This window comes from Klebsiella sp. Ech2A (assembly GCF_030078455.1).
Lineage (GTDB): Bacteria > Pseudomonadota > Gammaproteobacteria > Enterobacterales > Enterobacteriaceae > Klebsiella > Klebsiella terrigena.
Map to the genome: position 1 here is coordinate 22330 of NZ_JAQGFU010000013.1, position 15745 is coordinate 38074.

General features: G+C 54.7%; 12 protein-coding genes. 11 read left to right on the forward strand and 1 reads right to left on the reverse strand.

Annotated features, from left to right (window positions below):
* Positions 1 to 8 precede the first annotated feature (8 nt).
* The 4 genes from atpA to PFH44_RS05170 are packed head-to-tail and all read left to right on the forward strand — an operon-like array spanning position 9 to position 4313.
* Complete coding sequence (atpA, locus tag PFH44_RS05155) at positions 9 to 1550, forward strand: F0F1 ATP synthase subunit alpha (protein ID WP_041143356.1); 1542 nt, start codon at positions 9 to 11, stop codon at positions 1548 to 1550.
* A 50-nt stretch (positions 1551 to 1600) separates the two neighbouring features.
* On the forward strand, positions 1601 to 2464 hold the full coding sequence (atpG, locus tag PFH44_RS05160) for a F0F1 ATP synthase subunit gamma (protein WP_041143355.1): 864 nt from the start codon (positions 1601 to 1603) through the stop codon (positions 2462 to 2464).
* A gap of 26 nt (positions 2465 to 2490) precedes the next feature.
* Complete coding sequence (gene atpD, locus PFH44_RS05165; protein ID WP_041143354.1) at positions 2491 to 3873, forward strand: F0F1 ATP synthase subunit beta; 1383 nt, start codon at positions 2491 to 2493, stop codon at positions 3871 to 3873.
* A gap of 20 nt (positions 3874 to 3893) precedes the next feature.
* Complete coding sequence (locus tag PFH44_RS05170) at positions 3894 to 4313, forward strand: F0F1 ATP synthase subunit epsilon (protein WP_041143353.1); 420 nt, start codon at positions 3894 to 3896, stop codon at positions 4311 to 4313.
* Positions 4314 to 4723: 410 nt separating this feature from the next.
* Here PFH44_RS05170 and PFH44_RS05175 read toward each other — a convergent pair whose 3' ends face one another.
* Complete coding sequence (locus tag PFH44_RS05175; RefSeq protein WP_283824479.1) at positions 4724 to 6907, reverse strand: right-handed parallel beta-helix repeat-containing protein; 2184 nt, start codon at positions 6905 to 6907, stop codon at positions 4724 to 4726.
* A 346-nt stretch (positions 6908 to 7253) separates the two neighbouring features.
* On the opposite strand from PFH44_RS05175, the gene glmU reads away from it, so the two are divergent.
* The 7 genes from glmU to phoU all read left to right on the forward strand — a co-directional run bounded on the left by glmU (position 7254) and on the right by phoU (position 15686).
* Positions 7254 to 8624, forward strand: a complete 1371-nt coding sequence (gene glmU / locus PFH44_RS05180) for a bifunctional UDP-N-acetylglucosamine diphosphorylase/glucosamine-1-phosphate N-acetyltransferase GlmU (RefSeq protein ID WP_159236681.1) — start codon at positions 7254 to 7256, stop codon at positions 8622 to 8624.
* A gap of 205 nt (positions 8625 to 8829) precedes the next feature.
* Positions 8830 to 10659: a glutamine--fructose-6-phosphate transaminase (isomerizing) gene (gene glmS / locus PFH44_RS05185; RefSeq protein ID WP_283824480.1), complete on the forward strand. Its 1830-nt coding sequence runs from the start codon at positions 8830 to 8832 to the stop codon at positions 10657 to 10659.
* 337 nt (positions 10660 to 10996) lie between these two features.
* Positions 10997 to 12037, forward strand: coding sequence for a phosphate ABC transporter substrate-binding protein PstS (gene pstS / locus PFH44_RS05190; RefSeq protein WP_045853735.1), 1041 nt, complete (start codon positions 10997 to 10999; stop codon positions 12035 to 12037).
* A 125-nt stretch (positions 12038 to 12162) separates the two neighbouring features.
* Positions 12163 to 13122: a phosphate ABC transporter permease PstC gene (gene pstC, locus PFH44_RS05195; protein ID WP_045853736.1), complete on the forward strand. Its 960-nt coding sequence runs from the start codon at positions 12163 to 12165 to the stop codon at positions 13120 to 13122.
* The gene (gene pstA / locus PFH44_RS05200) at positions 13122 to 14012 is read left to right on the forward strand and encodes a phosphate ABC transporter permease PstA (protein ID WP_045853737.1); all 891 of its coding nucleotides are present in this window, start codon (positions 13122 to 13124) and stop codon (positions 14010 to 14012) included. The genes pstC and pstA overlap by 1 nt, the downstream gene beginning before the upstream one ends.
* Positions 14013 to 14057: 45 nt before the next feature.
* Positions 14058 to 14831, forward strand: a complete 774-nt coding sequence (gene pstB, locus PFH44_RS05205; RefSeq protein WP_041143344.1) for a phosphate ABC transporter ATP-binding protein PstB — start codon at positions 14058 to 14060, stop codon at positions 14829 to 14831.
* 129 nt (positions 14832 to 14960) lie between these two features.
* Complete coding sequence (gene phoU, locus PFH44_RS05210; protein ID WP_004107251.1) at positions 14961 to 15686, forward strand: phosphate signaling complex protein PhoU; 726 nt, start codon at positions 14961 to 14963, stop codon at positions 15684 to 15686.
* The last annotated feature ends 59 nt before the right edge of the window (positions 15687 to 15745 follow it).

The window sequence follows — 15745 nt, forward strand, 5'->3', positions numbered from 1 at the left end:
ACTGGAGCATGCAACTGAATTCCACCGAAATCAGCGAACTGATCAAGCAGCGCATTGCTCAGTTCAATGTTGTGAGCGAGGCTCACAACGAAGGTACTATCGTTTCCGTCAGTGACGGCGTTATCCGCATACACGGCCTGGCCGATTGTATGCAGGGTGAGATGATTTCCCTGCCGGGTAACCGTTTCGCTATCGCCCTGAACCTGGAGCGCGACTCCGTAGGTGCGGTCGTGATGGGTCCGTACGCTGACCTTGCCGAAGGCATGAAGGTTAAGTGTACTGGCCGTATCCTGGAAGTTCCTGTCGGTCGTGGCCTGCTGGGCCGCGTAGTGAACACCCTGGGTGCACCCATTGACGGTAAAGGTCCGGTTGAACACGATGGCTTCTCGCCAATCGAAGTTATCGCACCGGGCGTAATCGAACGTCAGTCCGTCGACCAGCCGGTACAGACCGGTTATAAATCCGTCGATGCCATGATCCCAATCGGCCGTGGCCAGCGTGAGCTGATCATCGGTGACCGTCAGACCGGTAAAACCGCGATGGCAATCGATGCGATCATCAACCAGCGTGATTCCGGCATTAAGTGCGTCTACGTGGCTATCGGCCAGAAAGCGTCCACCATCTCTAACGTGGTACGTAAACTGGAAGAACACGGCGCGCTGTCCAACACCATCGTTGTTGTGGCGACCGCTTCTGAATCCGCTGCGCTGCAGTACCTGGCTCCGTATGCCGGTTGCGCAATGGGCGAATACTTCCGCGACCGCGGCGAAGATGCGCTGATCGTATACGATGACCTGTCTAAACAGGCCGTTGCTTACCGTCAGGTGTCCCTGCTGCTCCGCCGTCCGCCAGGACGTGAAGCATTCCCAGGCGACGTGTTCTACCTCCACTCCCGTCTGCTGGAGCGCGCATCCCGCGTTAACGCTGAATACGTTGAGAACTTCACCAAAGGTGAAGTGAAAGGTAAAACAGGTTCCCTGACCGCGCTGCCGATTATCGAAACTCAGGCTGGTGACGTTTCCGCATTCGTTCCGACTAACGTAATTTCGATTACCGATGGTCAGATTTTCCTGGAAACCAACCTGTTTAACTCCGGTATTCGTCCGGCGGTCAACCCGGGTATCTCCGTATCCCGCGTTGGTGGTGCTGCTCAGACCAAGATCATCAAGAAACTGTCCGGTGGTATTCGTACCGCTCTGGCACAGTATCGTGAACTGGCTGCGTTCTCTCAGTTCGCATCCGATCTGGATGAAGCAACCCGTAAACAGCTGAGCCATGGTCAGAAAGTAACCGAGCTGCTGAAACAGAAACAGTATGCTCCGATGTCTGTAGCACAGCAGGGCCTGGTTCTGTTTGCTGCGGAACGCGGTTACCTCGAAGATGTGGAACTGGCGAAAATCGGTAGCTTCGAAGCCGCTCTGCTGGCTTACGTTGACCGTGACCACGCTCCGCTGATGCAAGAGATTAACCAGACCGGTGGCTATAACGACGAGATCGAAGGCAAGCTGAAAGGCATCCTCGACTCCTTCAAAGCAACCCAGTCCTGGTAAAGTCTGGCGGCTTGTCTTAGGGCAAGCCGCACGGCATTGAGGAGAAGTTCATGGCCGGCGCAAAAGAGATACGTAGTAAGATCGCAAGCGTCCAGAACACGCAGAAGATCACTAAAGCGATGGAAATGGTCGCCGCTTCCAAAATGCGTAAATCGCAGGATCGCATGGCGGCCAGCCGTCCTTATGCAGAGACCATGCGCAAAGTGATTGGTCACCTTGCGAACGGTAATCTGGAATATAAGCACCCTTACCTGGAAGAACGCGACGTTAAGCGCGTAGGCTACCTGGTGGTGTCGACCGACCGTGGTCTGTGCGGTGGCTTGAACATTAACCTGTTCAAAAAACTGCTGGCGGATATGAAAGTCTGGTCCGATAAAGGCGTTCAGTGCGATATCGCAATGATCGGCTCTAAAGGCGTTTCTTTCTTTAATTCCGTGGGCGGCAATATTGTCGCTCAGGTGACCGGCATGGGTGATAACCCGTCCCTGTCCGAACTGATCGGTCCGGTAAAAGTGATGTTGCAGGCCTATGATGAAGGCCGTCTGGACAAGCTGTACGTTGTCAGCAACAAATTTATTAATACCATGTCTCAGGCTCCGACCATTACTCAGCTGCTGCCGTTACCGGCGTCAGACGATGCTGATCTGAAGCGTAAATCCTGGGATTACCTGTATGAGCCAGACCCAAAAGCGCTGCTGGATACCCTCCTGCGTCGCTACGTTGAGTCTCAGGTTTATCAGGGCGTGGTAGAAAACCTGGCCAGCGAGCAGGCCGCACGTATGGTGGCGATGAAAGCCGCTACCGATAATGGCGGCAGCCTGATTAAAGAGCTGCAGTTGGTATACAACAAAGCTCGTCAGGCCAGCATTACTCAGGAACTCACCGAAATCGTCGGTGGTGCATCCGCGGTATAACCAGGTTAATTCGTAGAGGATTCAAGATGGCTACTGGAAAAATTGTCCAGGTAATCGGCGCCGTGGTTGACGTCGAATTCCCTCAGGATGCCGTACCGCGCGTGTACGATGCTCTTGAGGTACAAAATGGTAACGAGAGTCTGGTGCTGGAAGTTCAGCAGCAGCTCGGCGGTGGTATCGTACGTGCTATCGCCATGGGTTCTTCTGACGGTCTGCGCCGTGGTCTGGAAGTGAAAGACCTCGAGCACCCGATCGAAGTCCCGGTTGGTAAAGCAACGCTGGGTCGTATCATGAACGTGCTGGGTCAGCCGATCGATATGAAAGGCGACATCGGTGAAGAAGACCGTTGGGCTATCCACCGCGCGGCACCTTCCTACGAAGAGCTGTCAAGCTCTCAGGAACTGCTGGAAACCGGTATCAAAGTAATCGACCTGATGTGTCCGTTCGCTAAGGGCGGTAAAGTCGGTCTGTTCGGTGGTGCGGGCGTGGGTAAAACTGTAAACATGATGGAGCTGATCCGTAACATCGCGATCGAGCACTCCGGTTACTCCGTGTTTGCGGGCGTAGGTGAGCGTACTCGTGAGGGTAACGACTTCTACCACGAGATGACCGACTCCAACGTTCTGGATAAAGTATCCCTGGTTTACGGCCAGATGAACGAGCCGCCGGGAAACCGTCTGCGCGTTGCGCTGACCGGTCTGACCATGGCTGAGAAATTCCGTGACGAAGGTCGTGACGTACTGCTGTTCGTCGATAACATCTATCGTTATACCCTGGCCGGTACGGAAGTATCCGCACTGCTGGGTCGTATGCCTTCAGCGGTAGGTTATCAGCCGACTCTGGCGGAAGAGATGGGCGTTCTGCAGGAACGTATCACCTCCACCAAAACCGGTTCTATCACTTCCGTACAGGCGGTATACGTCCCTGCGGATGACTTGACTGACCCATCCCCAGCAACCACCTTTGCTCACTTAGATGCAACCGTGGTACTGAGCCGTCAGATCGCGTCTCTGGGTATCTACCCGGCCGTTGACCCGCTGGACTCCACCAGCCGTCAGCTGGATCCGCTGGTTGTTGGTCAGGAACACTACGACACCGCGCGTGGCGTACAGTCTCTGCTGCAACGTTATCAGGAACTGAAAGACATCATCGCCATCCTCGGTATGGATGAGCTGTCTGAAGAAGATAAACTGGTGGTAGCTCGCGCGCGTAAGATCCAGCGCTTCCTGTCCCAGCCGTTCTTCGTGGCAGAAGTATTTACCGGTTCTCCGGGCAAATACGTCTCCCTGAAAGACACCATCCGTGGCTTTAAAGGCATCATGGAAGGCGAATACGATCACCTGCCGGAGCAGGCGTTCTACATGGTTGGTTCCATCGACGAAGCCGTGGAAAAAGCCAAAAAACTTTAACGCCTTAATCGGAGGGTGATATGGCAATGACTTACCACCTGGACGTCGTCAGCGCAGAGAAGCAAATGTTCTCTGGTCTGGTCGAGAAAATCCAGGTAACGGGTAGCGAAGGTGAGCTGGGTATTTTCCCGGGTCACGCCCCGCTGCTCACCGCCATTAAGCCTGGTATGATTCGCATCGTTAAACAGCACGGTCATGAAGAGTTTATCTATCTGTCCGGCGGCATTCTTGAAGTGCAGCCTGGCAGCGTGACCGTACTGGCTGATACGGCAATTCGTGGCCAGGATCTCGACGAAGCACGAGCCCTGGAATCGAAGCGTAAAGCGGAAGAGCACATTAACAGCTCTCACGGCGACGTAGATTACGCTCAGGCGTCTGCGGAACTGGCCAAAGCGATCGCCAAACTGCGCGTTATCGAATTGACCAAAAAAGCGATGTAACACCGGCTTGAAAGTTAAAAAGCCAGTCTGGTTTCCAGGCTGGCTTTTTTTATGGTTTCGTTTCAGTAATTTCAAAACTAAAAAGATATTTTAAAAATTTTGTGATGATGATCTCATTTTTGTTGATCGCTCAAAAAATGAGGCGTAGACTTCTTTTTGTGATGTGTATCACGAAAAATAATTTATCAAAGCGTCTCTCTATTCAGGAAGTCATCATGAAACTGCTCAATAAAATCATCGCCTTCTTCAGCACTATGAACGTAACCTTCGGTACCTTCAATAACTAAGAAGCTCGCTCTCCGGCCTGCGTTTGCGCTGTACCGCTAACTAAAACGACAACACATGCGGTGTGAAGCAGGAAAGAAAGTAAAAGGTCGCCCGCGGGCGACCTTTGTATTTTAGAGCCAGTATCAGGAACGAGGCTGGCTGCGGCTGAGGAAATCACCTGTATTGAAACGACCATCCGCATGGCGTAGCAGCGGGTCCGGCAGCGCCAGCGTTTTATAGTCGTCGCTCTTAATGCTCTTTCCCTGGGCGTTGATGCTCTTACCGTCGTGGATAAAATAGTTGCTGTCGTCGATATTGCCGACCACGGCATCATCATATTTTCCAGGCTGGCTGCGCAGGGAGATATTGTCGCTAAACGAGCCCTGAGTCTCGGGTTTACCGTACGGGCTGGCGCGGAAGATGTAGTTAAAGCGCTGATTATCCACCGCCACGTTGTTGACCACCACCAGCCTGCCGGGGTTGAAGTTATCCGTAAAACCGTCCAGGTGATTACCTATCGCAATGCTGTTGCGCACTTCATGCGCCACCGGCTGGCCTTCCCCACCCAGCTTAAAACCATTGCTGGTGTTATTACGGGCAATTGAGTTCTCGATCGTCACAACGCCGTTGGCGCCATCTTCAATCTTGTTGAACAGGTCAAATCCGTCGTCGATATTATCGTAGGAGTAGCACCCTTCGAGCCGGTTTCCCTCACCGACCCGCATTTTGACCGCAAACCCATCGGCGTTGATCTTGCCCGGATCTTCATTGCTGAACGATTCGGAGTTGACCACCCGGTTGTAGCTGGCCCACAGCGGGCGCCCCACGTCCGGCGGAGAGGAAATTTGAATCCCGGTATCATCGTTGCGATAAGCGGTGACGTTCTCAATCAGATTATGACTGCCCTGCACGCGCAGGCTTTTATCGGTGACGGCGATCCCCTTGATGTGCCAGTAGCTGGCGTCGAGCTGCAGGCCGTGAATAACCGCCTTTCCATCGGCCCGCAGCGTCTTGACTTGCCCTTTGAGCCCGCTGGCGCTGAGCGGGATCTGCGTTTGCGGGTAGTCTCCGGCGGCTAAGATAAGCGTGCCGCCAGCCGGCAGTAGCTCCACGCCGCGGGAGAGAGTGAGCGGAGCGTCAGCCGTTCCGCTGGCGTTTGCCTGCCCTTGCGCAGAAACGTAGAGGGTACGGCCTTCGACGCCGACGCTGCGTTCAACCGTCAGCGTTTGCGCCACCGGCTTGCCGCTGGTGGCCGGCGTAAACAGCACCTCGAAGGTGTTCTTGTCTTTGAGCGTGGCGGGTTGCGTAAACATCTCCCCGGCTTTGACGGCGATGTCCTTGCCGATGATGACTTCGTCCTGGCGGACGGTGAAGCGCCCGTCATAGTTAGCCCGCGCCTGCAGAATATACTCCGCGCTCTGGCTTTGGGCGCCAGAGGCAATCTGCATCACAACCGGCCAGGCTTTCGCAATATAGGGAGGAGAAGCCTGCGTCCTGGCTGCTGAAGTCGTCAGCGAGGCGTTGCTGATGGTGATTTTGGCATTACGCGAGGCGAAAAAGCCGACGTAGTAATGGTCTTTATCCTGCTGGGCGATCGTGTCGCTGCGGGGAACCTTCTTGCTTACCCATTCGCTGCTGCCCGTCGGCGCCCATGAGGTGATGAAACCGTCGTTAGTTCGTTCCAGCTTGAGCTGAAAGGCTGGGGTTTGCTGAAGATCGATATTCTCTTTGTAGCTCTGCCTGGTAATAGAAGAACCGGCATTGCCCCAGGGCTGGGAAATCCCTTCCCGGCCGATCGCCTGCAGTTTTATATGCGAACGATCTTTCTTATCCTGGGTCACGATCGCGTTCATGAGCATATTCGATGCTGCCGGAAACTCTTCATAGCCCACCTTTAAAGGCTGCTGGCGCGGCAGACCGATAACATCACGCACCAGCAGCCCGGCGCCCTCCTGCGCTGCTGGAAGGGCGCCGTTCTCCGGGCCGAACTGATCCACCGTGACCGTCGCCTGCAGGACAAAGTTTTGGCTAACCGGCAGCATGGTATAAAAGAAGGTCAGGCCATCATGCGAATTCGCGATCTTGCCTCCCCGACTCTCAATGGTGACGGGAGCGCTGAGATCGGCAGTATCCTGGGGCGTCAGCTTTTTCCCTGCTATCGTAACGTCATTCACCCCGATTTTTTCCGCCAGGACGTTGGAGGAGAAATTAACGTCGGTTGATTGACCAAAAGCGATACCTCGCCAGACATGAGCCTCGCCAGCGTGCAGCGGCAATGCGATAATTGAGCTACAAAGGGCTAATGCCAAAGGGATTTTTTTATTCATTTTTTTCTCCAGAGTAAATAATGAGCAGCATTATCATCGTAATGAAACGCTGTTTCTATTTGCCGTGTCACAATAAATGAATAATAAAACAATGTTTTAATTTTGTGTTTTCGCTTTATTCAGGCGTCGAAAAAACAGAAAAAGCAGAGGGATAGCAAATATTCATCTCTCTTAGCGGGTTTTTTCGGAGATAAACTGATTTGCAGTGACTAAAAATAGCGCCATAAAATGGTGTATAGCGTTGAGCCTGAGCGTTTTATCCTCGTCTCGTTTCATGATGAAAAATATGTAGTAATTTCAACGTGAAAGGCTTTTACTTTTCGTTCTAACAGCTGTCAGGATGCGTATGTCAAACAGTGCGATGAGCGTGGTTGTCCTTGCCGCAGGCAAAGGGACCCGCATGTATTCCGATCTTCCCAAGGTGCTGCACGCTCTGGCTGGGAAGCCAATGGTTCAGCATGTCATTGATGCTACTAAAGATTTAGGTGCCTCTTCCGTACACCTTGTGTATGGCCACGGCGGCGATCTGCTGCGTCAAACGCTGCATGAAGACAACCTTAACTGGGTTCTGCAGGCGGAACAGCTGGGAACCGGCCATGCGATGCAGCAGGCGGCACCTTTCTTTGCCGATGATGAAGACATCATGATGCTGTACGGCGACGTCCCGCTGATCTCCGTCGATACCCTGCAGCGCCTGCGCGCCGCCAAACCGCAGGGCGGGATTGGCCTGCTGACGGTGAAGCTGGACGATCCGAGCGGCTATGGACGCATCACCCGTGAAAACGGCCGGGTAAGCGGTATCGTTGAACATAAAGATGCCAGCGAAGCGCAGCGTCAAATTCAGGAAATCAATACCGGGATCCTCATCGCCGGCGGCGCGGATTTAAAACGCTGGCTGGCGAAGCTGACGAATAACAACGTCCAGGGCGAATACTACATTACCGATATCATCGCCATGGCGTATCAGGAAGGCCGGGAAATCGTTGCCGTCCATCCGCAGCGTTTAAGCGAAGTTGAAGGCGTCAACAACCGCCTGCAGCTCTCCCGACTCGAGCGCGTCTATCAGTCTGAACAGGCGGAAAAACTGCTGCTGGCGGGCGTGATGCTGCGCGATCCGGCTCGTTTCGATCTCCGCGGCACCCTGACGCACGGGCGCGACGTTGAGATTGATACTAACGTTATCCTTGAGGGCAACGTAGTGCTGGGCGAACGGGTGAAAATTGGTACCGGCTGCGTGATTAAAAACAGCACCATCGGCGATGACTGCGAAATCAGCCCGTACTCGGTGGTGGAAGATGCCCACCTGCAGGCTGCCTGCACTATCGGACCTTTTGCCCGTCTGCGTCCAGGTGCGGAGCTGCTGGAAGGCGCGCACGTCGGCAACTTTGTCGAAATGAAGAAAGCGCGTCTGGGTAAAGGCTCGAAGGCGGGGCACCTCTCCTACCTTGGTGATGCGGAAATCGGCGATAACGTCAATATCGGTGCAGGTACCATCACCTGTAACTATGACGGCGCCAATAAATTTAAAACCATCATCGGCAACGACGTGTTTGTCGGCTCGGACAGCCAGCTGGTGGCGCCCGTCACCGTAGGCAACGGCGCGACGATTGCCGCCGGTACGACGGTAACCCGCGATATCGCTGATAATGAATTGGTATTAAGCCGCGTGCCGCAGGTCCACAAGCAGGGCTGGCAGCGTCCGGTGAAGAAAAAGTAGATCATTTATCCCTCGTCCTTTTGGGATGAGGGCTGGGGTGAGAGGATAAAATAATCCTCCCCCCACGGCAGTAACCATAAAAATAACCCCACTCTCTACAAGGCTCGGGGCGCCCGAAAAGGGCATTACCCAACGGCAAATGCGTTGGGTAAAACACAGGTCAGCGACAACGCATGGCATAACGCCATTATCAGGAAATTTAACTATGTGTGGAATTGTTGGCGCAGTCGCGCAGCGTGATATTGCTGAAATCCTTATCGAAGGTTTACGTCGTCTGGAATACCGTGGCTATGACTCTGCCGGTCTGGCAGTGGTTGATAACGAAGGACATATGTCCCGCGTTCGTCGGCTCGGTAAGGTACAGATGCTGGCTCAGGCGGTAGAAGAGCAGCCGTTGCACGGCGGTACGGGGATTGCCCATACCCGCTGGGCGACCCACGGCGAGCCGTCCGAGAGCAATGCGCATCCGCATGTTTCTGAACATATTGTGGTGGTCCACAACGGAATCATCGAAAACCATGAACCGCTGCGCGAGCTGCTGCAGTCGCGCGGCTATATTTTCGTATCAGAGACTGATACGGAAGTGATTGCTCACCTGGTGCACTGGGAGCTGGAGCAAGGCGGCACCCTGCGGGAAGCCGTTCTGCGTACTATCCCACAGCTGCGCGGCGCTTACGGTACCGTGATCGTGGATACCCGCGAACCGGGCACCCTGCTGGCCGCTCGTTCAGGCAGCCCGCTGGTTATCGGTCTGGGCATGGGGGAGAACTTCATCGCCTCCGATCAGCTGGCGCTGCTGCCGGTGACCCGCCGCTTTATCTTCCTCGAAGAGGGCGATATCGCGGAAGTTTCCCGCCGCTCGGTGGTGGTGTTTGATAAGTCAGGCGCGGAGGTTAAACGCCCGGATATCGAATCCAACCTGCAGTACGACGCGGGCGATAAGGGCATCTACCGCCACTACATGCAAAAAGAGATCTACGAGCAGCCGAACGCAATCAAGAACACCCTCTCCGGGCGCATTAGCCACGGAGAAGTCGATCTGAGCGAGCTGGGCGTTAACGCCAACGAGATGCTGTCCCAGGTTGAGCATATCCAGATTGTCGCCTGCGGTACTTCGTATAACTCCGGGATGGTTTCTCGCTACTGGTTTGAAGCGCTGGCCGGCGTGCCGTGCGATGTCGAAATCGCCTCTGAATTCCGCTATCGCAAATCGGCTGTACGCCGCAACAGCCTGATGATCACGCTCTCCCAGTCCGGCGAGACGGCGGATACGCTGGCCGCTCTGCGCCTGTCGAAAGAGCTGGGATATCTTGGCTCTCTGGCTATTTGCAACGTCCCTGGCTCGTCGCTGGTTCGCGAGTCCGATCTGTCGCTGATGACCAAAGCGGGCACCGAAATCGGCGTGGCATCCACGAAAGCCTTCACCACTCAGCTGACCGTGCTGCTGATGCTGGTGGCGAAGCTGGCGCGTCTGAAGGGCCAGGATGCGGCGATTGAGCACGATATCGTGCACGGTCTGCAGGCGTTACCGAGCCGAATCGAACAGATGCTGTCGCAGGACAAGCGTATTGAAGCGCTGGCGGAAAGCTTCTCTGATAAGCACCACGCGCTGTTCCTCGGCCGTGGCGATCAGTTCCCTATTGCTCTTGAAGGGGCGCTGAAGCTGAAAGAGATCTCGTATATCCACGCGGAAGCCTACGCTGCCGGCGAGCTGAAGCACGGTCCTCTGGCACTGATTGACGCCGAGATGCCGGTTATTGTGGTCGCACCGAACAACGAACTGCTGGAGAAGCTCAAATCCAACATTGAAGAAGTTCGCGCCCGCGGCGGCCAGCTGTACGTCTTTGCCGACGGTGATGCTGGCTTTAGCAGCAGCGACAATATGCACATCATCCAGATGCCGCATGTTGAAGAGGCGATCGCGCCAATCTTCTACACCGTGCCGCTGCAGCTGCTGGCCTATCACGTGGCGCTGATTAAAGGCACCGACGTTGACCAGCCGCGTAACCTGGCCAAATCGGTAACCGTAGAATAGAGTACAGCTCACCTTACAAGGGCTGCCATTCGGTGGCCCTTTTTGTTACCCGCCGATCGTTTTTTATCGCAGCGTAAAAAATTGGGCGACGCTGGTTTATGACAAACGGTCATCTTTGACGACGATTTTGGCTGTCAAAAAAATAAAATATTCCCGCAAAATTCCCGTCACTTAAATAATTAACACCATGATTTATAGTGTTTTTATTTTATTCTGTTTCGCACCTTTTCGCCTGTCATAAAACTGTAATAATTCGTACATTTTACTGTCACCTCTTTGTCCTATTTTGCTCACCATAGCCTCGAAACAACGATTTACGAATCCAGCAGGAGACATTATGAACGTTATGCGTACCACCGTCGCAACAGTTGTCGCCGCGACCTTATCTATGAGCGCTTTTTCTGCATTTGCAGCAGCAAGTCTGACGGGCGCAGGCGCAACTTTCCCTGCGCCGGTGTATGCCAAATGGGCTGATACCTATCAGAAAGAAACCGGCAATAAAGTGAACTACCAGGGCATAGGCTCTTCCGGTGGTGTAAAACAAATTATTGCCAACACCGTTGATTTCGGTGCTTCTGATGCTCCTCTGGCTGACGACAAGCTGGCTCAGGAAGGTTTGTTCCAGTTCCCAACCGTTATCGGCGGCGTGGTGCTGGCCATTAACCTGCCAGGCGTGAAGTCCGGCGAGCTGGTGCTGGATGGTAAAACGCTGGGTGACATCTACCTGGGCAAAATTAAGAAGTGGGATGACGAAGCGATTGCCAAACTCAACCCAGGCAAGAAGCTGCCGGCACAGAATATTGCCGTGGTTCGTCGTGCCGATGGCTCCGGTACCTCCTTCGTCTTCACCAGCTACCTGGCGAAAGTGAACGAAGAGTGGAAATCCAAAATCGGCGCAGGCTCTACCGTTAACTGGCCGACCGGTCTGGGCGGTAAAGGTAACGACGGTATCGCCGCTTTCGTTCAGCGTCTGCCGGGTTCCATTGGCTACGTTGAGTACGCCTATGCGAAACAAAACAACCTCGCCTACACCAAACTGCTGTCTGCCGACGGCAAGCCGGTTAGCCCAACCGAAGATAACTTCGCGAACGCCGCGAAAGGTATCGACTGGAGCAAGTCCTTTGCTCAGGACCTGACTAACCAGAAAGGTGAAAATGCATGGCCGATCACCTCAACCACCTTTATCCTGGTGCACAAGGCTTCCAGCAAGCCTGAGCAGACGGCTGAAGTGCTGAAGTTCTTCGACTGGGCGTATAAAAACGGCGGTAAAGAAGCTAACGCACTGGATTACGCAACGCTGCCGGAAAGCGTGGTTGAGCAGGTTCGCGCTGCATGGAAAACCAACGTGAAAGACAGCAGCGGTAAAGCGCTGTACTAATACTCGCTATACTTCGCGCTGCAGGCCAGGTTGCTGCGGCGCGAATTATTTTGGGTATAGCATTACCTTTGTCTAACAGGTCAGTAATATAGCGGCCTTTCGGACCCGAACTTAAAGAGTAACCTATGGCTGCAACCAAGCCGGCATTCAACCCTCCGGGGAAAAAGGGTGACATAATTTTCGGCGTGCTGGTCAAACTGGCGGCGCTGATTGTGCTATTGATGCTGGGCGGCATCATCGTTTCCCTGATTATCTCTTCGTGGCCAAGCATGCAAAAGTTTGGCTTTGCCTTTTTGTGGACTAAAGAGTGGGATGCGCCGAACGAAGTCTTCGGGGCGCTGGTTCCGATCTACGGTACGCTGGTTACCTCATTTATCGCGCTGCTGATTGCCGTTCCGGTGAGCTTTGGCATTGCGCTGTTCCTGACTGAACTCTCTCCCGCCTGGCTTAAGCGCCCGCTTGGTATTGCGATCGAACTGCTGGCGGCTATTCCGAGTATCGTTTACGGCATGTGGGGCCTGTTTATCTTTGCGCCGCTGTTCGCCACCTACTTCCAGGAACCGGTTGGCAACATCATGTCGACCATTCCTTTCGTCGGCGCCCTGTTTGCGGGACCGGCATTTGGTATCGGTATTCTGGCGGCCGGCGTCATTCTGGCCATCATGATCATCCCTTACATCGCCGCGGTTATGCGCGATGTGTTCGAGCAGACGCCGGTGATGATGAAAGAGTCGGCCTACGGCATCGGCTGCACCACCTGGGAGGTTATCTGGCGCATCGTGCTGCCCTTTACCCGCAACGGGGTTATAGGCGGGGTGATGCTCGGACTGGGGCGCGCGCTGGGGGAAACCATGGCGGTGACCTTTATTATCGGTAACACCTACCAGCTGGATAGCGCTTCGCTGTATATGCCGGGCAACAGTATCACCTCCGCGCTGGCGAACGAGTTTGCCGAAGCTGAGTCCGGCCTGCACGTTGCCGCGCTGATGGAGCTGGGTCTGATTCTGTTCGTTATTACCTTTATTGTTCTGGCCGCATCTAAGTTCATGGTGATGCGTCTGGCGAAGAATGAGGGAGCGCGCTAATGGCGACGATTGAGCTACAAACCACCGCCGAGCTGGCGGAGTCCCGCCGTAAAATGCAGGCTAAGCGGCGCCTGAAAAACCGGATCGCGCTGGGTCTCTCAATGGGGACGATGGTATTTGGTCTGTTCTGGCTTATCTGGATCCTCATGGCCACGGTGACCCGCGGTATTGATGGTATGAGCCTGGCGCTGTTCACCGAAATGACCCCGCCGCCGAACACCGCTGGCGGCGGCCTGGCTAACGCCCTCGCGGGCAGCGGCCTGCTGATCCTGTGGTCAACGATCTTCGGCACGCCGCTGGGCATTATGGCGGGGATTTATCTGGCGGAATATGGCCGTAAATCCGCGCTGGCGGAAGTGATTCGTTTTATTAACGATATCCTGCTCTCCGCCCCGTCTATCGTAGTGGGCCTGTTCGTTTACACCATCGTGGTGGCACAGATGCAGCACTTCTCCGGCTGGGCGGGCGTTATTGCGCTGGCGCTGCTGCAGGTGCCTATCGTGATTCGTACCACCGAGAATATGCTGAAGCTGGTGCCGGACAGCCTGCGTGAAGCGGCCTACGCCCTGGGTACGCCGAAATGGCGGATGATTTCCGCTATTACCCTGAAAGCCTCGGTTTCCGGCATTATGACGGGCATCCTGCTGGCTATCGCGCGTATCGCCGGGGAAACGGCGCCGCTGCTGTTTACCGCGCTCTCCAACCAGTTCTGGAGTACCGACATGATGCAGCCGATCGCCAACCTGCCGGTAACGATTTTCAAATTTGCCATGAGTCCGTTTGCGGAGTGGCAGCAACTGGCATGGGCCGGGGTATTGATTATCACCCTGTGCGTACTGCTGCTGAACGTTCTGGCGCGCGTGGTTTTCGCGAAGAATAAACACGGTTAATTTTTGCAGCGCGGCGAAACGCGGCGCTGAATGAGGAAGAGATTGATGAGTATGGTGAATACTATCCCGGGTAAGCTTTCAGTTCGTAACCTGAACTTCTACTACGGAAAATTCCATGCCCTGAAAAACATCAACCTGGATATTTCCAAAAACCAGGTTACGGCGTTTATCGGCCCGTCAGGCTGCGGTAAGTCGACCCTGCTGCGGACGTTCAACAAAATGTTTGAGCTGTATCCGGAGCAGCGCGCGGAAGGCGAAATTTTGCTGGATGGCGATAATATTCTGACCAACACTCAGGACATCGCCCTGCTGCGCGCCAAGGTCGGGATGGTCTTCCAGAAGCCGACGCCGTTCCCGATGTCGATTTATGACAATATCGCCTTTGGCGTTCGCCTGTTTGAAAAGCTGTCGCGCACCGATATGGACGAGCGCGTGCAGTGGGCGCTGACCAAGGCCGCGTTGTGGAACGAAACCAAAGATAAGCTGCATCAGAGCGGCTATTCTCTCTCCGGCGGCCAGCAGCAGCGTTTGTGCATTGCGCGCGGTATCGCTATTCGCCCGGAAGTGCTGTTGCTCGATGAACCCTGCTCCGCGCTGGATCCGATTTCCACCGGGCGCATTGAAGAGCTGATCACCGAGCTGAAGCAGGATTACACCGTCGTTATCGTTACTCACAACATGCAGCAGGCTGCGCGTTGTTCTGACCATACGGCATTTATGTATCTTGGCGAGCTGATTGAATTCAGCAACACGGACGATCTGTTTACTAAGCCCGCTAAGAAGCAAACTGAAGATTACATTACCGGCCGCTACGGTTGATATGCTCCTCAGCTTTCAGGCTGTACCCGCGCTGGCTGCCTTTGCTCACCCCGGTTACGTACGCGCCCGGGGATTTGCGCTGTTGCCGCCTCGCTATGGCCAGAAATCTTTTGGGCATCTGGAGGAACGATGGATAACCTAAATCTTAATAAACATATTTCCGGCCAGTTCAACGCTGAACTGGAGTATATCCGCACCCAGGTCATGACGATGGGTGGGCTGGTGGAGCAGCAGCTTTCTGATGCGATCACCGCGATGCACAACCAGGACAGCGAGCTGGCCAAGCGCGTCATCGATGGTGATAAGCAGGTCAATATGATGGAAGTGGCGATTGATGAAGCCTGCGTGCGCATCATCGCCAAACGTCAGCCTACCGCCAGCGACCTGCGCTTAGTGATGGCGATTATCAAAACTATCGCCGAGCTGGAACGTATCGGTGACGTGGCGGATAAAATTTGCCGCACGGCGCTGGAGAAGTTCTCCCAGCAGCATCAGCCGCTGCTGGTGAGCCTGGAGTCGCTCGGCCGCCACACCGTGCAGATGCTGCACGATGTGCTCGACGCCTTTGCGCGAATGGATCTGGACGAAGCCGTGCGTATCTATCGTGAAGATAAGAAAGTGGATCAGGAGTATGAGGGCATCGTGCGTCAGCTGATGACCTATATGATGGAAGATTCACGTACGATTCCGAGCGTGCTGACCGCCCTGTTCTGCGCCCGCTCTATTGAGCGCATCGGCGATCGCTGCCAGAACATCTGCGAATATATCTTCTACTTCGTCAAAGGCCAGGACTTCCGCCACGTTGGCGGCGACGAGCTGGATAAGCTGCTGGCGGGTAAAGATCCGAAAGAGTAACCACCGCTCCCCGGCCGCGCGACGCTGGCCGGGGTTACGGCATCTCGCGAAACCCTGGC

Bases quoted from the DNA above. Each gene is read 5' to 3' on its own strand.
- atpA (WP_041143356.1), top strand. From the start codon at position 9: ATGCAACTGAATTCCACCGAAATCAGCGAACTGATCAAGCAGCGCATT.
- atpG (WP_041143355.1), top strand. From the start codon at position 1,601: ATGGCCGGCGCAAAAGAGATACGTAGTAAGATCGCAAGCGTCCAGAAC.
- atpD (WP_041143354.1), top strand. From the start codon at position 2,491: ATGGCTACTGGAAAAATTGTCCAGGTAATCGGCGCCGTGGTTGACGTC.
- PFH44_RS05170 (WP_041143353.1), top strand. From the start codon at position 3,894: ATGGCAATGACTTACCACCTGGACGTCGTCAGCGCAGAGAAGCAAATG.
- PFH44_RS05175 (WP_283824479.1), bottom strand. From the start codon at position 6,907: ATGAATAAAAAAATCCCTTTGGCATTAGCCCTTTGTAGCTCAATTATC.
- glmU (WP_159236681.1), top strand. From the start codon at position 7,254: ATGTCAAACAGTGCGATGAGCGTGGTTGTCCTTGCCGCAGGCAAAGGG.
- glmS (WP_283824480.1), top strand. From the start codon at position 8,830: ATGTGTGGAATTGTTGGCGCAGTCGCGCAGCGTGATATTGCTGAAATC.
- pstS (WP_045853735.1), top strand. From the start codon at position 10,997: ATGAACGTTATGCGTACCACCGTCGCAACAGTTGTCGCCGCGACCTTA.
- pstC (WP_045853736.1), top strand. From the start codon at position 12,163: ATGGCTGCAACCAAGCCGGCATTCAACCCTCCGGGGAAAAAGGGTGAC.
- pstA (WP_045853737.1), top strand. From the start codon at position 13,122: ATGGCGACGATTGAGCTACAAACCACCGCCGAGCTGGCGGAGTCCCGC.
- pstB (WP_041143344.1), top strand. From the start codon at position 14,058: ATGAGTATGGTGAATACTATCCCGGGTAAGCTTTCAGTTCGTAACCTG.
- phoU (WP_004107251.1), top strand. From the start codon at position 14,961: ATGGATAACCTAAATCTTAATAAACATATTTCCGGCCAGTTCAACGCT.